The following is a 14,464-nucleotide window of genomic DNA, read 5'->3' as shown; positions in this document are numbered from 1 at the left end:
TTGCCGAACTGGCGGGCGAGGGCGCTACTGCGCCTGCCGTTCCCGCCATTCATTCAGCGTCAGCGCATAGGTCACATGCGGGCGCAGATGCGGATGGGTGTCTTCCGGGACGCGCGGGTGGTCGAAGTCTCGTGACGGGTCACGCTTGAGGCCGATACGTTCCATCACCCGCGTCGAACGCTGGTTGTCATGGACGGCAAAGGAGACGATTTCCGGCGTTTCCTTTTCGTCAAAAGCCATGACGAGCAGCGATTGCGCGGCCTCGGTGACATAGCCGTGACCCCAGAAGCGGGTGGCGAGCCGCCAACCGATTTCCATGGTTCCGAGCGGGAAGGGCGGATCAAGGTTCATGACCGGCGATATGCCGCAAAATCCCATAACCTCGCCGGTTTCGCGCAGTTCCATGGCGTAGAAGCCGTAACCGCTGCCGCGGATCATGCCATTGATGGTTTCGAGAACCGCATCCGCTTCCGCATGGCTGCGGCGGAAGGGAAAAAATTCCATGACCTTTTCGTCGGCGTTGATTTCGCGGAAAAGATTGCGGTCGCTCTCCTTCCACTCGCGCAGAATGAGCCTTGATGTTTCGCGGATGATCATGGAACGACAAAATCCGTCTTGCGGTAACCCTGAATGTAAAGGAGTGCGGTCAGGTCGCCATGGTCGATGCGCATCTGCGCCTCGGCGGCGACGGCGGGCTTGGCGTGCAGGGCAACGCCCGCGCCGGCCAGATGCAGCATGCCGAGATCGTTGGCGCCATCGCCGACCGCCATTGCCTCGTCCGGCGAGATGCCGAGCTTTGCGGCGATATCGTTCAGCGCATCCACCTTGGCCTGTTTGCCGAGGATCGGTTCGGCAACGGTGCCATCCAACTGGCCATCGGCCTCGCCGAGAAGATTGGCGCGGTTCTCATCAAACCCCAGCATCGCCGCCACCCGGCCGGTGAAGACCGTGAAACCGCCGGAAACGAGGGCGGTATAGTAGCCCTTCGCCTTCATGGTGGCGATCAGCTCCTTGCCGCCTGATGTCAGCGTGATGCGCTTTTCGATGACGTCATCGATGACGGAGACTGGCAGGCCCTTCAGCAGCGCCACGCGCTCCCGGAGCGCCGGCTCAAAAGCGATTTCGCCATTCATGGCGCGGGCGGTAATCGTGGAAACCTTGTCCTTCAATCCCACTTCGGCGGCCAGCTCGTCGATGCATTCCTGGCCGATCATAGTCGAATCCATATCGGCGATAAGAAGCTTCTTGCGGCGTTTGTCCTGTTCCTGAACGACGATATCGATCGGCTGGCCCGAAAGCACGCCGGCAATCGCGTCACGTGCCTGTTCGGCATCGGTGCCAGAGGGCAGGGCAATATCGCAGGCGATGCCATCGGCCAGCCAGTAGAGACCAGATGCGTTTACGGCATTGGCGGCCGCTTCGCCGAGGGCCGGTGTCAGAACAGGATTTGACGGATTGGCGATAAGCGTGGCAACGAAAGCCATGATGAAAAACCTTGATGAGAATTTTGATGCGATCCTGATAACCGGCCCGACGGCAAGCGGCAAGTCCGCGCTTGCGCTTCGTATGGCGCGGGAGCGGAACGGTGTCGTGATCAATGCCGACAGCATGCAGGTTTATGACACGCTGCGGGTGCTGACCGCCCGGCCATCCGAGGAAGAAATGGCAGGCGTGCCACATCTGCTATACGGCCATGTGCCGGCAAGCAGTTCCTATTCAACGGGTGACTGGCTGCGGGACATTTCCGCCCTGCTTGTGGATTTGGGTAGGCAGCAGCGTTTTCCGGTCATCGTTGGCGGTACGGGGCTTTATTTCAAGGCACTGACGGGCGGCTTGTCCGATATGCCCGACATTCCTGACGACATACGCGAGAGGCTGCGCGCCCGGCTGATCGAAGAGGGGTCGACGGTCCTGCACGCGGAACTGTCGCGGTGCGATCCCTTGATGGCGCAGGGGCTTCAGCCGGGGGACGGCCAGCGGATCGTCCGGGCGCTGGAGGTCATGGAGGCGACCGGAAAGTCGATCATGGAGTTCCAAAAAGCCAGTGGTCCGATGATTGTTAATCCGGACCGAGCGCAGAAATTCGTGGTCCTGCCGGAACGGCCCGTGCTGCACGACCGCATCAATCGACGGTTCGAAACCATGATGGAGAGTGGTGCTGTGGAAGAGGTCAAAGCTCTTCTCGCCCTGAACCTTGCGCCTGATGCCACAGCGATGAAGGCGATCGGCGTTTCCCAGATCGCCGATATGCTGGCTGGCGGTATGAGTGAGGCAGAGGTCATCGAAAAATCGGCGGCCGCGACCCGCCAATATGCCAAGCGGCAGATGACCTGGTTCCGCAACCAGATGGGGCCGGACTGGGCACGTATCCAGCCGTAAGGGCTGCGCTCATTCCTTGCGGTAAAGGCTGCCGAGCGGCTTTTTCATCAGGCTCTCCCGCAGCGAAGGACGTGTCTCTGATGGAGGCGGGCCATTCTGTGCCTGCATCTGGAAGCCGACCTTACGCAATTCGTTGACAGCGCTGGTATCCGTTGCCGTTGCGGGCGACTGCGGCGCGAGTGTTGTGCGTCCGGGCAGCATGTCGGGGCGGTAAGGTTCGTATCCCTCTGTCGCCGCCGTCCCCAGTTCGCGTTTCCAGCGATCGACGTCGTCCGCCTCTCTGGGAGCGGACATCGGTTCCTGCATATCGGAGAAGGCCGCTTCGACGCTTTGCTGGAAGCCGGTGATGACCGGCTTGGCTGCCGCGCGCATGCGGCTGACGATGGTGTTCAGATCGACGGTATCGGGCGTTTCGTGGGGCGTATGGCTGACTGCGCCGTTCGCCTTCGGCAACTTGGCCGTGGAGACGCGGTCGAAGCGCATGCGCATCGGCACGCCCACCGCCTCGCCAAAGGCGATTGCCTCACCATTGCCGATGGACGAGAGAAAGCTGGTGGTAGAGGTTGAGGCGTTCGGTACCGCGGACAGAATGATCTTCTGGTCGATCTCGTTCGTCAGCCGCATGGCAAAAACAGTCGAGCATTGTGACAGGATGGTCTGGTCCAGCTCACTCGGACGCTGGCTGATGACGCCAAGCGAAATACCGTATTTGCGGCCTTCCTTGGCGATTTGCGCAATCGCCTGCCGGGTCGGGAAAAATCCGCGCTCAGGGTCGGCGGGAACGTAACGGTGCGCTTCTTCGCAGACGACAAGCATATGCAGCGAGCCGCGCGCCAGCACCGCGAGTTCGAAGGACATGCGGCAAAGAACGGAGACGACCGAATTCACCACTTCCGAGGGGATGCCGGACAGCTGGAAAACCGAAATCGGCTTACCTTCTCCTGGAATACGGAAGATATGCGCCACCGTTTCCAGAATGGTGTCGCTGATCGTATTGCTGGAGAACATGAAGTTATAGCGCGTATCGTTGATGGCCGAGAGGATGCGACCCTTGAGGGAGCGCAGGGTCGGCTTTTCGCCGCGCCCTTCCAGCCGCCCGATGCGCTCGTCGATGAGGGCGAGAATATCGGCCATGCGGTAAGGCACCGGCGTGTCGGGCGTGATCGCGCTCTTGTCGGACGTGCGGCGAACGGCGGAGCCATCTGTGCCGCGAAATGCCTTTTTCGCCTCCGGAATGATGTCGCGAAGGACATCCATCTCTTCCGGTACGGGCTTGCGTCCGCGGAAAATCACTTCCGCGAATTCTTCAAGGCGCATCAGCCAGAAGGGAAGGTCGAGTGTGTCGGTGTCGATGACGACAGAATGATCGGGAAAGGCGGCCGCAAATTCATTGTGCGGATCGAGAATGAGGACACGCAGCTTCGGGTCCGTCTCGATCGCCTTGTTCAGAAGAAGGGAGACGGCGGTGGTTTTACCCACGCCCGTCGAGCCGACGACGGCGAAATGTTTCGCCAGCATCTGCTGGATGTTGATGGCCGCGCCAATCGTGTCGTCCTGCGTCAGCTTACCAATGACGCATGTGTCTCGCTTGCCGCTGTCATAGATCTTGGAAAGGTCTCCCGTGCGGATGCGATGCGCGACCGCGCCCAGGTAGGGGTAACGGGAAATGCCGGTGGAAAAACGTTCGCTGCCATCTTCGGTGCGGTAGACTTCGCCAACGAGTTCCACGTCGATCAGCAGCCGGTTCGGCTTGTCCGACGACCAGTGTTCTTCGCCCGTGCGCATGGCGTATACCAGTGCGGCGACACGACTCGTTCCCATTTCGATCGAGATCAGGCGTCCGACGGACCAGAGCTGCGCGACATCGGTTGAGCCGATTTCAGTTTCTGCGGCGATTGTCGCATGGGCGCCATCACAGGCGATGACACGACCGAGCATGCGGTTAGCCGGCTGCTGGCCGGATCGCCGTTCGTTTTCGTCCATGCGGGACGCTCTATGAAACTCGTCACTATTCACGTCTTATCCCGGTACATGCGGATGATCGCGGTGGTTTGGGCATTATCTGCATCTTTGATTGTAAAAGATTATATTTAACAACCTGTGTATCTATTGCGTTCGAAAATTTCGTCCATGTTGCCTTACGGGTAATAAAAGAAGCCGACGCCGATTTTTTCCGCAATATGCGTTGACGACTGGCGCTTTTCTGGCTAACACTCCGGCCCATGAAAAATCTTAACGTACTTATCGTGGTGGGACGGCGCATGGGCAGGATGGTGTAACCATCCGGCGAAAGCACCCATGCGCTGAACGAGGCTCCTCTAGGGGCCTTTTTTTATGTCTTCAAACAGGCCCTCGGGCTCCTCGATATCCAAAGCCAAAGCGGGATGGAAACAGGCAATGACGGATAAGGATAATACGGAAAACAGCAATAGCATGACAGGTGCGGAGATTGTTCTGAAGGCGCTGAAGGACAACGGCGTCGAGCACATCTTCGGTTATCCTGGTGGTGCCGTGCTTCCGATCTACGACGAGATTTTCCAGCAGGAAGACATTCAGCATATTCTCGTGCGTCACGAGCAGGGTGCCGGCCATGCTGCCGAAGGTTATGCCCGCTCCACCGGCAAGGTCGGTGTCATGCTCGTTACCTCCGGTCCCGGCGCCACCAATGCGGTCACCCCGCTGCAGGATGCGCTGATGGATTCCATTCCGCTCGTCTGCCTTTCCGGCCAGGTTCCGACATCGCTGATCGGCTCCGACGCATTTCAGGAATGCGATACCGTCGGCATTACACGCCCCTGCACCAAGCACAACTGGCTGGTAAAGGACGTCAACGAACTGGCGGGCATCATCCATGAGGCCTTCCGCATCGCACAGACCGGTCGTCCCGGCCCCGTCGTCGTCGATATTCCGAAGGACATCCAGTTCGCCACCGGCACCTATACGCCGCCTTCCGCCGCCATTCAGCAGAAGAGCTACAAGCCGAAGGTTCAGGGCGATCTAAACGCCATTCACGCGGCCATCGAATTGATGTCTAAGGCAAAGAAGCCGGTTTTCTACACCGGTGGCGGCGTCATCAACTCCGGCCCGGAAGCGACACGGCTGCTGCGCGAATTGGTAGAGCTGACCGGTTTCCCGATCACCTCGACGCTGATGGGTCTCGGCGCCTATCCGGCTTCCGGCAAGAACTGGCTCGGCATGCTGGGCATGCACGGTTCCTACGAGGCCAATATGACGATGCATGATTGCGACGTGCTGGTCTGCATCGGCGCGCGTTTCGACGACCGTATTACCGGGCGCCTGAACGCGTTTTCGCCGAATTCCAAGAAGATTCACGTCGATATCGATCCGTCCTCGATCAACAAGACCGTGCGCGTCGACGTTCCGATCATTGGCGATGTCAGCCATGTTCTGGAAGATATGGTTCGCCTGTGGCGCGCTTTGCCGAAGAAGCCGGAAAAAGCGCAGACGGCGGACTGGTGGCTGCAGATCGAGCGCTGGCGCGCCCGCAATTCGTTTGCCTACAAGAATTCCAACGATGTCATCATGCCGCAATATGCATTGCAGCGTCTTTATGAGGCATCGAAGGGGCGCGAGACCTTCATCACCACCGAAGTTGGCCAGCACCAGATGTGGGCGGCGCAGTTCTTCGGCTTCGAGGAGCCGAACCACTGGATGACCTCGGGCGGTCTCGGCACAATGGGATACGGCCTGCCGGCCGCCATCGGCGTTCAGGTTGCGCATCCGGAAGCGCTGGTTATCGACATTGCCGGTGATGCCTCGATCCAGATGTGCATTCAGGAAATGTCCTGCGCCATCCAGTACGGTCTGCCGGTGAAGATTTTCATCCTCAACAACCAGTACATGGGCATGGTGCGGCAGTGGCAGCAGTTGCTGCACGGCAACCGCCTGTCCAACTCCTATACCGAAGCCATGCCTGACTTCGTCAAACTGGCGGAAGCCTATGGCGCGGTTGGCATGTATTGCGACGATCCGAAGGAACTGGACGACAAGATCGCCGAGATGATTGCGGTCAACAGGCCGGTCATCTTCGATTGCCGCGTCGCCAATCTCGCCAATTGCTTCCCGATGATCCCATCTGGTAAAGCCCATAACGAGATGCTGTTGCCGGATGAGGCGACGGATGAAGCTGTTGCCAACGCCATCGATGCCAAGGGCCGTCAGCTAGTCTGAGCCGGGAGAGGAAAAGGACATGAACGCACACCTACAACCCACCGGCTCCGCCTATTTCATCCAGAAGGAAACGGCTGCCGTCGAAAATCATACGCTGTCGGTTCTCGTCAGCAATGAGCCTGGCGTCCTCGCCCGGGTCATCGGCCTGTTTTCCGGCCGGGGCTACAACATCGAAAGCCTGACGGTTTCGGAAACCGAGCATGAGGCGCATCTGTCGCGCATCACGATCGTGACGCGCGGCACACCGATCGTGCTGGAGCAGATCAAGGCGCAGCTGGAACGCATCGTTCCTGTGCACCGGGTGCTCGATCTCACAGTTCGCGCCCGCGAACTCGGGCAGGAACGGCCGATCGAGCGTGAAGTAGCGCTGATCAAGGTGGCCGGCTCGGGCGAGGCTCGCGCCGAGACGCTGCGCCTTGCGGATGCGTTCCAGGCCAAGGTGGTGGACGCGACAGTCGAGCATTTCATCTTCGAGATCACCGGCAAGTCGTCCAAGATCGACCAGTTCGTGGCCATCATCAAGCCGCTCGGCCTGATCGAGATCTGCCGTACGGGTATTGCAGCGATGAATCGCGGTTCGCAGGGGATGTAATCCTCCGCCTTTCGAATATCCTTGGAATACCAAGCCCGCGGTTCGCCGCGGGTTTTTTTATGGGCTGCGCTCCGGTGAATTGATATTCAACCATATGGTTGACTTTTTTGTGTGGCGACCTATATTCAACAACATGGTTGAATTATCTGTTCCACATCTCGACACTGTCTTTCATGCCCTTGGCGATGCGACGCGGCGCACGATGCTGCGCGATCTATCCCGTGGCGAGCGAACGGTGAGCCAGCTGGCCGAGCCGTTCGACATATCGCTGGCTGCGGCATCCAAGCACATCAAGGCGCTGGAAAACGCCGGGCTTATCCGCCGTGAGGTGAGGGGGCGTACCCATGTCTGCCGCCTCGCACCGGAACGGTTGGCAGAGGCGCATGAATGGCTGGATTTCTACCGGCAGTTCTGGAACAGCCGCTTCGATATTCTTGAGCAGATGCTCAGGGAGGATGACCAGGGAAAATCCCCTGCAGATGGAGGAAATGACAATGGCTGATATTGCAATGCCTGACGCCTATGGCCGGCTCGTCGAGCCGACAACCCTGAAGATAGAACGGCTCCTGCCGGGACCAATCGAGCGGGTCTGGGCCTATCTGACACAGAGCGAACTTCGCCGCCGGTGGCTGGCGTCCGGCGAGATGCGGCTTGCGCCCGACGCACCATTTGAACTCGTCTGGCGCAACGACGAGCTTTCCGACCCGCCGGGCAGCCGCCCGGAAGGTTTTTCCGAAGAGAACAGGATGAGCTCACGCATCATCACCGTCGTTGCGCCGCACCGCCTCGTCTTCACCTGGGGTGAGAGCGCGGAGGTGTCGATCGAGCTTCAGGCTCTGGGCAAGGACGTGCTTCTGACACTGGTTCACCGCCGGCTTGCGGATCGCACGACCAAGCTCAACGTCAGCGCTGGCTGGCATGCGCATCTCGACATTCTCGCCGCCCGTCTTCAGGAAAAGGAACCGGGACCTTTCTGGGATAGCTGGCTGGGGCTGAAAGAGGAATATGAGCGCCGCATACCGTAACTGGGTGCGGCATGTTTGGGAGACTGGCGGCGCGGTTCTCTGCGCCGTTATTGAGTTAAAATGGTGCAGCCCAGAGCATCAGCCCCCAAGGCTCACACTTCGATTCAATTGTTTGAGTGCCTGATTCCGAAAAACCTCCTAATGCTTTGTTAGGTCACAGCATTTCCAGCGCCGTCTTGCGCGTCGGTGGTGGGAAGGCAGCATCCAGTGCGGCCCAGTCCTCGTCGGTGATTTCGAGATCGGTGGCACCTCGGTTCTCCTCCACGCGTGCGGCGCTGGCGGATTTTGGAATGGCGATAACGCCTTCTCTTTCCAGAAGAAAGGCCAGTGCCAGTTGCGCAGGCGTAGCCTGATAGGCCTTGGCGATGCGGATGAGTTCGTGGTTGTTGAGGATGCGCCCCTGTTCGATTGGTGAATAGGCCATCAGCGGCACACTGTGCCACTGACACCAGGGCAGAAGCGAAAATTCCGGTCCGCGCCGGGAGAGGTTGTAGAGCACCTGATTGGCGGCGCAATTCTTACCGTCGGGAACCGCGAAAAGCTCCTCCATGTCGTCGGTGTCGAAATTCGAGACGCCCCAGTCGCCGATCTTGCCGTCCTTTTTCAGTTTTTCGAAAGCGGCCACCGTTTCTTCCAGCGGGTGATCACCACGCCAGTGCAGTAGATAGAGATCGAGCCGGTCGGTGCCGAGCCTTGCGAGGCTGCGCTCGCAGGCCTCAATCGTGCCTCTGGCGCTGGCGTTCCAGGGATAGACCTTGCTGACCAGAAACACCTCGTCGCGCCGGCCGGCAATCGCCGTACCCACCACTTCTTCGGATCGGCCGTCTGCATACATTTCGGCGGTGTCGATCAGCGTCATGCCGAGATCGATCGCCTTGCGGATGCTCTCGACTTCCTGCGGAGCCGATGATCTCATCTCGCCCATGTTCCAGGTGCCTAGGCCAAGGGCTGGTATCTCTTTTCCGGATGGCAGGGTGACGGAAGGAATGTCGTCATACATCGGTTCGCTCCAGCGGTTGTTGACGGAGAATAGCCCTTTGTTCCGACTTCTCAAACCCGGCATGGAAAGGATCGATCCATCAAAAAATTTGACTACGCCTATCGGTTGATCGGACTGGTTTGATGGTGGTTCGGCGGATAGTGTCTTTTCACAGGAGAGATCATGACTGTCGAAACCCTCGTTGCGCTGGTGCTGTTTGCCTTCACAACCTCCATCACGCCCGGCCCGAACAATATGATGCTTTTTGCCTCCGGCGTGAATTTCGGTTTCCGCCGCACGATCCCGCATATGCTGGGCATCGGGGCGGGGTTCCTGTCGCTGCTGATCGGCGTCGGATTTGGGCTGGGCGCGCTGCTGCACTCCGTGCCCTTGCTCTATACCGTGCTGAAATTCGCGGGCGGACTTTATCTCGTCTGGATCGCGTGGAAGATCGGCACGTCCCGCAGCCTGAACGAGGGTACGGCCGCATCAGTGCCGATGAGCTTTCTCGCCGCCGCAGCCTTTCAGTGGGTCAATCCCAAGGCTTGGGTAATGGCCGTGACGGCGATGGCGACCTATACGGATGAGCGGCAATATCTCGTCACCGTTTTGATCGTCGGCGTGGTTTTCGCCGCCGTCAATCTTCCCAGCGTTTCGACCTGGGCGGGCTTCGGCTCGGCCCTGCGTGACTGGCTTTCCGTTCCCGTGCGGCTCAAATGGTTCAACATCACCATGGCCGTCCTTCTCGTCGTCAGCCTCTGGCCGATGTTGAAATAGAGGTTCTCCCTTCGTCATCCCTGTGCCTGTCGCATGGATGTGGGGTAAGGGGGTACAGGTTATTCTACGCAGGGAACTGGCGGTAACATTCCTCGGCGATCTTCTGCACCTCGGCGCGTGTCAGTTCGGCAGAAACCGCATAGCCCAGTTCGTTGTCGATCCAGTAAAAGGTCTCGACGCCATCGGCGCTCGCCATGCGGAAGCTGGTGGTGCGGTTTTCCTCGTTGTGGCCGACCAGCACCGTTACCCGACGGCCGGTCTTGTCCTGATACATCAGCATCGCCCCTGGCTTGCCGCTGACGGGGATCAGGCGCCCGCCGACGAGATCATATCCGATCTTGGAAAGATCGGGGATGGCGAAGGGATAACCGAGCCTTTTGCCGAGCCATGTTGCAAGGTGCTGCTGCTGTTCGGCTCCAACTTCAACGGGGTGGCGCACCTCGCTTGCATAGATGAGATAGGCCGATTTCGCCTGCGCGGGAATGTCAGTCGTCAACGACGCCAGAACCACGTCCTGCTGCGTGGCGAGCGGCGACGGCACAAGCCTGCCGGCTGCCGCACCCGCGGCGAAGATCAGCAACACGGCCGCCGTTCGCAGAAGAACCGGTTTCAGCCGCCATGCGGGTGCCTGTTTTCTTTCGGCAAGCATCGCGGTGTCGTGCGGATGTTCGGCGGCATAGGCGGCGAATGCGGCTCGCAGGGTTTCGGCCTGTTTTTTCCAGTCTTCCACACGCTCCCGCTCCTGCGGCCTTTCGGTCAGCCAGGCCTCGACAGCCGCGCGGTCGTCGTCGGACAAAAGCCCGTCGACATAAGCGTGCAGATCGTCTTCGGTAATGGCATCGGGCCTTTTCATCGTGGTCTCCGCAGGGGAATGATATTGTCCGCGGCCAGGTGCTGGCGCAGGGTTTCGCGGGCGCGGGAAAGTCTGGACATGACGGTACCCACCGGAATCGACAATGTCTCGGCTGCCTCCTGATAGCTGTAGCCTTCCACCGTCACCAGCATCAGCACCGCCCGCATCTCGGGCGAAAGCAGCCCGAGCGCGACGTGCAGCCTATCGTTTTCCAGCGTGTCGCCGAGCGTGTCGGCAACGGCCAAGCTTTCATGGCCGTCGAGACTTTCGGACGGGTGACGTTTCGCGGCGCGGTGGCGGTTGCGATAAAGATTCGTCATTATCGCGTAAGCCCATGATTTCAAAGCCGTTCCGTGCCATTGCCTCTTATTGGTCAGCGCCTTTTCCACGCAGTCCTGCAAAAGGTCCTCGCCATCGGCGTCGGAGCGGGAAAGGCTGCGGGAATAACGCCGCAGCATGGGTATCAGCGCCAGCATCTCCGCCTCGAAGGAGCCGGCTGCGGGGGAGAGGCTCCCCCGCGTCTTGCCATTCATGCCATCATGGTTTTGCGGCATCCCATACACCGTTCATACCGTCGCCGGTTGCATCGCCTTTTTTCATGTCCTTGGCCCAGTAGTAGAGCGGCATGCCGTCCTTTGCCCACTGCATCTTGCCGTCCTTGCGCGTCACCACGGAATAGGCGCCTTCGGCCTTGTCGCCAGTGGCCGCGAAGAACGGCGGCCAGTTGGTGGCGCACTTGTCATAACAATTGGATACGCCCTTCTTGTCGTTCTTGAAAGTGTAGAGCGTCATGCCTTTTTCGCCCGCAAGCACATTGCCTTTGGCGGTCTTGACCGTTTCGACCGCGGGTGCCGCATAGGCCGTTCCGGCAAATGCCAGAACGAGGGCGGGAACGATAAAGCGGATTTTCATGGACATATCCTCCTTGGTTCGGGCGGCTTCTGCCGCCAGCACATCAAAAGACACCGCAGGTCACTGCTTTATTCCCTCCGCCGATACGATTTTAAACTTATCCGTTGAGCTAAGTGTTTCGCCGTGATAGTTAGTCTTATGGATAACTATTCAGGCCCACTCGACGATATCTTCCAGTCCCTTGCCGATCCAACACGACGGGCCGTGCTTTTGCGGTTGGGCAGCGGGGATGCGAGTGTCGGCACGCTTGCCGAACCTTTCGCCATGGCCCTGCCGTCGTTCATGAAACATATCCGCCAGCTGGAAGGAGCGGGGTTGATCGTGACGCGCAAGCAGGGCCGGGTGCGGTTCTGCTCGCTGGAGAAACAGCGGCTTTCGATGATCGAGGGCTGGCTTTCGCAACAGCATGCCATCTGGGAAGGCCGGACGGATCGGCTTGAACAGTTCGTCATGGCGCAACAGGACAGAACCTCACGAAAAGGGGAGAATGACAAATGACCGACACTTTCAATCCCGATCTCGATCTGAAGATTTCAAGGATCATAAGGGCGCCGCGCCGGCTCGTCTGGAACGCCTGGGTCGACAAAAACAGCCTTGAACAGTGGTGGGTGCCGCATCCCGGCCAATGCCGTGTCGAGAAAATGGAGCTTTTCCCCGGCGGCGCTTTCGAGACCCGCTACAGCGAAGACGGTAAGGCATTTGGCGATCACATAAGCGGATGTTTCCTGGCGGTGGATCATGAGGAGCGTCTGGTCTTCACCGATGCGCTGACTTCAGGCTTTCGCCCGTCCGCGCGCCCATTCCTCACCGCCGTCATGACGTTTCGCGACCATCCCGAAGGCATGGAATATGTGGCGTATGCCATGCACAGAAACCCTGAAGATCGCGACAGGCACGCGGAGATGGGATTTTTCGACGGCTGGAACACGGTTGCCGAGCAATTGGCGCAGCTTGTCGAAAGACATGCGGTCAATTGAGGCGCGTCAACCGAACAGGGGAATGTCCGGCTTGGTGAGCATCAGCCAGATGATGCCGAGAACCGCGAAGAAAGCCGGAAAACCGCAGGCAAACCAGATGCGGTAGAGACGGAACCATTGCGGCGGCAGAGCCTCGTCCGTAGCGACGCAATCGCGGGCGATGTCGCGCAGTTTGATCTGGATCCACACCACCGGCAGCCAGAAAATGCCGGTGAATACATAAAGGCAGAGCGAAAGGGCGATCCAGCCTTCGCTTAGCGGCCAGCCGATGATGCGCGCCAGAAAATAACCGGTGACCGGCTGGATGATTGCCGCCGTGGCGGTGAAGATGGTGTCGGCGATGACGACCGTGCCCGAAACATGGGCGATCAGCGCCGGGTTTGCCGTCCGCCGCGCCATCACCATGAAAAACGCGATGCCGGCACCGGTACCGAACAGCACGGTTGCGCCGATGACATGGGCGAGCCGCAGAAGTTCTTCAGGTGTCATCAGCGTTCATCCAATGTGGCAAGGGCGGCAAGTGTCAGGGCGATTGAGGGCAGGACCTTGACGAGGGGGCCGAGCGGATCGAGCCACAGACCCGGTTCCAGCAGACTGCCACCAGTCAGATAGGCGGCGGTGACCAAGAGCATGGAGATGAGCGCTTTTCTGGCAAGCGGTCTTATCAGGACGGTGACGCCCAGGGCGATATCGATGAGGCAGGTGGCGAGTGTGAGGGTGACGGCCAGCACTTTCGGCATGAAGGGCAGGAAATGCGCCGCCGCGCGGTCGATATCAAACAGCGGTACGAGGCCGGACAATAGCCAGAACAGCGACAGGCAGAGAATGAGGACGGGTTTGAGCAGATATGATCTGGCAAACCACAGGTCCTGCACGCCGGAAGGGTGAGCTGACAGCGTGTCCCTCAAGCTCTTGAGCGATGTCGTCGCTTTTGGCGCGCTGTTCTCCGTCACGATACCTTCCGACATCACCGTCATGGCGGTTGAGCGCAGCGGCGACCGCCAGCCGAGCTTTCCCGCAATATCCGCCATGAGGGCGACGGGGCGCATGAAGGCGGCCGGAAGATTTAGCGCGGGAGCGGGGGCGAGGCCGAGCCATTGCCGGTGCGCAGCGACCACGCCTTGCAATGTCAGCGTTTCGTTTGCTGCCAGCTCGATATCGCTACCTGACAGGATTTCGCCATCTATTGCCGCGCTGACTGCCAACGCGACATCTTCGACTGCGACGGTCTGTACAGGCATCTTGCCGTTTACGAGCGGCACAGCGAAGGGGAAGCTTGCAAGCGCGCGCACGAGTGCTGTGCCGCCATGGGCGTTGCGGCCGACAACCAGTGCGGGGCGGAGAATGACAAAGCGCAGGCCGCTTGCGGCAAGTGCCACATCGGCTCGGCGTTTGGTGGCGAGGAAGGGCAGTTGGGAAGCGGCTCCGGAAGTCCGGGCCGATATCTGGATCACCAGCTTGCCGCCCGCATTTACCGCGGCCTGATAGAGCGCCAGCATCGCCTTTTCTTGCGTCGCGGCAAGATCATCCGACAGGCCGTCCTGAAGCGCACCTGCGCAATTGACGATGGCGTCATGGTCGCTCACGAGTGCCGTCCAGTCGGCAGCGCCAGTCATGCGGGCAAGATCTGCCGAAACCCAGCTGGCGAAAGGCCATTTATCTTTGGCGCGCGCAATGGTGCGAGCCAATCCAGTAACGGTGTGACCTTTGCCGTGAAGGCTCCTTGCCACTTCGGAACCGATGAAACCTGTCGCGCCCAGAATCAATATCTTCATGGGC

17 protein-coding genes are annotated in these 14,464 nt (G+C 59.5%); 8 read left to right on the top strand and 9 right to left on the bottom strand.

The features are described from left to right. Positions 1-24: 24 nt before the first annotated feature. The gene (locus tag CRP02_RS21460; RefSeq protein WP_097172233.1) at positions 25-597 is read right to left on the bottom strand and encodes a GNAT family N-acetyltransferase; all 573 of its coding nucleotides are present in this window, start codon (positions 595-597) and stop codon (positions 25-27) included. Continuing rightward, positions 594-1,484: a phosphoserine phosphatase SerB gene (gene serB, locus CRP02_RS21455; RefSeq protein WP_065659214.1), complete on the bottom strand. Its 891-nt coding sequence runs from the start codon at positions 1,482-1,484 to the stop codon at positions 594-596. The genes CRP02_RS21460 and serB overlap by 4 nt, the downstream gene beginning before the upstream one ends. Here serB and miaA point away from each other — a divergent pair. Continuing rightward, positions 1,483-2,379, top strand: coding sequence for a tRNA (adenosine(37)-N6)-dimethylallyltransferase MiaA (miaA, locus tag CRP02_RS21450; RefSeq protein ID WP_097172232.1), 897 nt, complete (start codon positions 1,483-1,485; stop codon positions 2,377-2,379). The genes serB and miaA overlap by 2 nt on opposite strands. Positions 2,380-2,388: 9 nt before the next feature. Here the strand turns inward: miaA and CRP02_RS21445 are convergent, their stop codons facing one another. Next, positions 2,389-4,395, bottom strand: a complete 2,007-nt coding sequence (locus CRP02_RS21445) for an ATP-binding protein (protein WP_097172231.1) — start codon at positions 4,393-4,395, stop codon at positions 2,389-2,391. Between the two features lie 381 nt (positions 4,396-4,776). Between CRP02_RS21445 and CRP02_RS21440 the strand changes: the two genes are divergently transcribed. From CRP02_RS21440 to CRP02_RS21425, 4 genes are all read left to right on the top strand, one after another. Next, entirely contained in the window at positions 4,777-6,570 is a 1,794-nt protein-coding gene (locus CRP02_RS21440) for an acetolactate synthase 3 large subunit (protein ID WP_013636474.1), read from the top strand. A gap of 19 nt (positions 6,571-6,589) precedes the next feature. After that, positions 6,590-7,162, top strand: a complete 573-nt coding sequence (gene ilvN / locus CRP02_RS21435; protein WP_003513099.1) for an acetolactate synthase small subunit — start codon at positions 6,590-6,592, stop codon at positions 7,160-7,162. 133 nt (positions 7,163-7,295) lie between these two features. Continuing rightward, a complete protein-coding gene (locus CRP02_RS21430) occupies positions 7,296-7,664 on the top strand; it encodes an ArsR/SmtB family transcription factor (RefSeq protein WP_097172230.1) in 369 nt (122 codons plus the stop codon). After that, entirely contained in the window at positions 7,657-8,187 is a 531-nt protein-coding gene (locus tag CRP02_RS21425) for an SRPBCC family protein (protein ID WP_097172229.1), read from the top strand. The genes CRP02_RS21430 and CRP02_RS21425 overlap by 8 nt, the downstream gene beginning before the upstream one ends. 154 nt (positions 8,188-8,341) lie before the next feature. Here the strand turns inward: CRP02_RS21425 and CRP02_RS21420 are convergent, their stop codons facing one another. Then, complete coding sequence (locus CRP02_RS21420) at positions 8,342-9,187, bottom strand: aldo/keto reductase (protein WP_097100558.1); 846 nt, start codon at positions 9,185-9,187, stop codon at positions 8,342-8,344. 162 nt (positions 9,188-9,349) lie between these two features. On the opposite strand from CRP02_RS21420, the gene CRP02_RS21415 reads away from it, so the two are divergent. Further along, positions 9,350-9,943, top strand: coding sequence for a LysE family translocator (locus tag CRP02_RS21415; protein WP_097172228.1), 594 nt, complete (start codon positions 9,350-9,352; stop codon positions 9,941-9,943). A gap of 64 nt (positions 9,944-10,007) precedes the next feature. Here CRP02_RS21415 and CRP02_RS21410 read toward each other — a convergent pair whose 3' ends face one another. Genes CRP02_RS21410 through CRP02_RS21400 form a run of 3 tightly spaced genes read right to left on the bottom strand, consistent with a single transcriptional unit; the run spans position 10,008 to position 11,714 of the window. After that, positions 10,008-10,796: an anti-sigma factor family protein gene (locus CRP02_RS21410; protein WP_065662326.1), complete on the bottom strand. Its 789-nt coding sequence runs from the start codon at positions 10,794-10,796 to the stop codon at positions 10,008-10,010. Continuing rightward, the gene (locus CRP02_RS21405) at positions 10,793-11,350 is read right to left on the bottom strand and encodes an RNA polymerase sigma factor (protein WP_003513086.1); all 558 of its coding nucleotides are present in this window, start codon (positions 11,348-11,350) and stop codon (positions 10,793-10,795) included. Before CRP02_RS21405 ends, CRP02_RS21410 begins: the two co-directional genes overlap by 4 nt. Then, complete coding sequence (locus CRP02_RS21400; RefSeq protein WP_080580913.1) at positions 11,334-11,714, bottom strand: hypothetical protein; 381 nt, start codon at positions 11,712-11,714, stop codon at positions 11,334-11,336. The genes CRP02_RS21405 and CRP02_RS21400 overlap by 17 nt, the downstream gene beginning before the upstream one ends. A 132-nt stretch (positions 11,715-11,846) precedes the next feature. Between CRP02_RS21400 and CRP02_RS21395 the strand changes: the two genes are divergently transcribed. Next, the gene (locus CRP02_RS21395; protein WP_179784092.1) at positions 11,847-12,206 is read left to right on the top strand and encodes an ArsR/SmtB family transcription factor; all 360 of its coding nucleotides are present in this window, start codon (positions 11,847-11,849) and stop codon (positions 12,204-12,206) included. Continuing rightward, on the top strand, positions 12,203-12,685 hold the full coding sequence (locus CRP02_RS21390) for an SRPBCC family protein (RefSeq protein ID WP_097172226.1): 483 nt from the start codon (positions 12,203-12,205) through the stop codon (positions 12,683-12,685). The genes CRP02_RS21395 and CRP02_RS21390 overlap by 4 nt, the downstream gene beginning before the upstream one ends. 6 nt (positions 12,686-12,691) lie before the next feature. Here CRP02_RS21390 and CRP02_RS21385 read toward each other — a convergent pair whose 3' ends face one another. Next, positions 12,692-13,174: a DUF2269 family protein gene (locus CRP02_RS21385; protein WP_097172225.1), complete on the bottom strand. Its 483-nt coding sequence runs from the start codon at positions 13,172-13,174 to the stop codon at positions 12,692-12,694. Next, positions 13,174-14,460, bottom strand: coding sequence for an SDR family oxidoreductase (locus tag CRP02_RS21380; protein ID WP_179784091.1), 1,287 nt, complete (start codon positions 14,458-14,460; stop codon positions 13,174-13,176). Before CRP02_RS21380 ends, CRP02_RS21385 begins: the two co-directional genes overlap by 1 nt. Positions 14,461-14,464: the final 4 nt, after the last annotated feature.

It is taken from the genome of Rhizobium sp. AN5 (assembly GCF_900215255.1).
GTDB classification, from domain to species: Bacteria; Pseudomonadota; Alphaproteobacteria; order Rhizobiales; family Rhizobiaceae; genus Agrobacterium; species Agrobacterium tumefaciens.
This window is presented reverse-complemented; position numbering and strand designations above follow the sequence as displayed.

Coding starts and splice junctions, on each gene's coding strand:
- CRP02_RS21460 (WP_097172233.1), bottom strand. CDS start 597: ATGATCATCCGCGAAACATCAAGGCTCATTCTGCGCGAGTGGAAGGAG.
- miaA (WP_097172232.1), top strand. CDS start 1,483: ATGATGAAAAACCTTGATGAGAATTTTGATGCGATCCTGATAACCGGC.
- serB (WP_065659214.1), bottom strand. CDS start 1,484: ATGGCTTTCGTTGCCACGCTTATCGCCAATCCGTCAAATCCTGTTCTG.
- CRP02_RS21440 (WP_013636474.1), top strand. CDS start 4,777: ATGACGGATAAGGATAATACGGAAAACAGCAATAGCATGACAGGTGCG.
- ilvN (WP_003513099.1), top strand. CDS start 6,590: ATGAACGCACACCTACAACCCACCGGCTCCGCCTATTTCATCCAGAAG.
- CRP02_RS21430 (WP_097172230.1), top strand. CDS start 7,296: ATGGTTGAATTATCTGTTCCACATCTCGACACTGTCTTTCATGCCCTT.
- CRP02_RS21425 (WP_097172229.1), top strand. CDS start 7,657: ATGGCTGATATTGCAATGCCTGACGCCTATGGCCGGCTCGTCGAGCCG.
- CRP02_RS21420 (WP_097100558.1), bottom strand. CDS start 9,187: ATGTATGACGACATTCCTTCCGTCACCCTGCCATCCGGAAAAGAGATA.
- CRP02_RS21415 (WP_097172228.1), top strand. CDS start 9,350: ATGACTGTCGAAACCCTCGTTGCGCTGGTGCTGTTTGCCTTCACAACC.
- CRP02_RS21410 (WP_065662326.1), bottom strand. CDS start 10,796: ATGAAAAGGCCCGATGCCATTACCGAAGACGATCTGCACGCTTATGTC.
- CRP02_RS21405 (WP_003513086.1), bottom strand. CDS start 11,350: ATGCCGCAAAACCATGATGGCATGAATGGCAAGACGCGGGGGAGCCTC.
- CRP02_RS21400 (WP_080580913.1), bottom strand. CDS start 11,714: ATGTCCATGAAAATCCGCTTTATCGTTCCCGCCCTCGTTCTGGCATTT.
- CRP02_RS21395 (WP_179784092.1), top strand. CDS start 11,847: ATGGATAACTATTCAGGCCCACTCGACGATATCTTCCAGTCCCTTGCC.
- CRP02_RS21390 (WP_097172226.1), top strand. CDS start 12,203: ATGACCGACACTTTCAATCCCGATCTCGATCTGAAGATTTCAAGGATC.
- CRP02_RS21385 (WP_097172225.1), bottom strand. CDS start 13,174: ATGACACCTGAAGAACTTCTGCGGCTCGCCCATGTCATCGGCGCAACC.
- CRP02_RS21380 (WP_179784091.1), bottom strand. CDS start 14,460: ATGAAGATATTGATTCTGGGCGCGACAGGTTTCATCGGTTCCGAAGTG.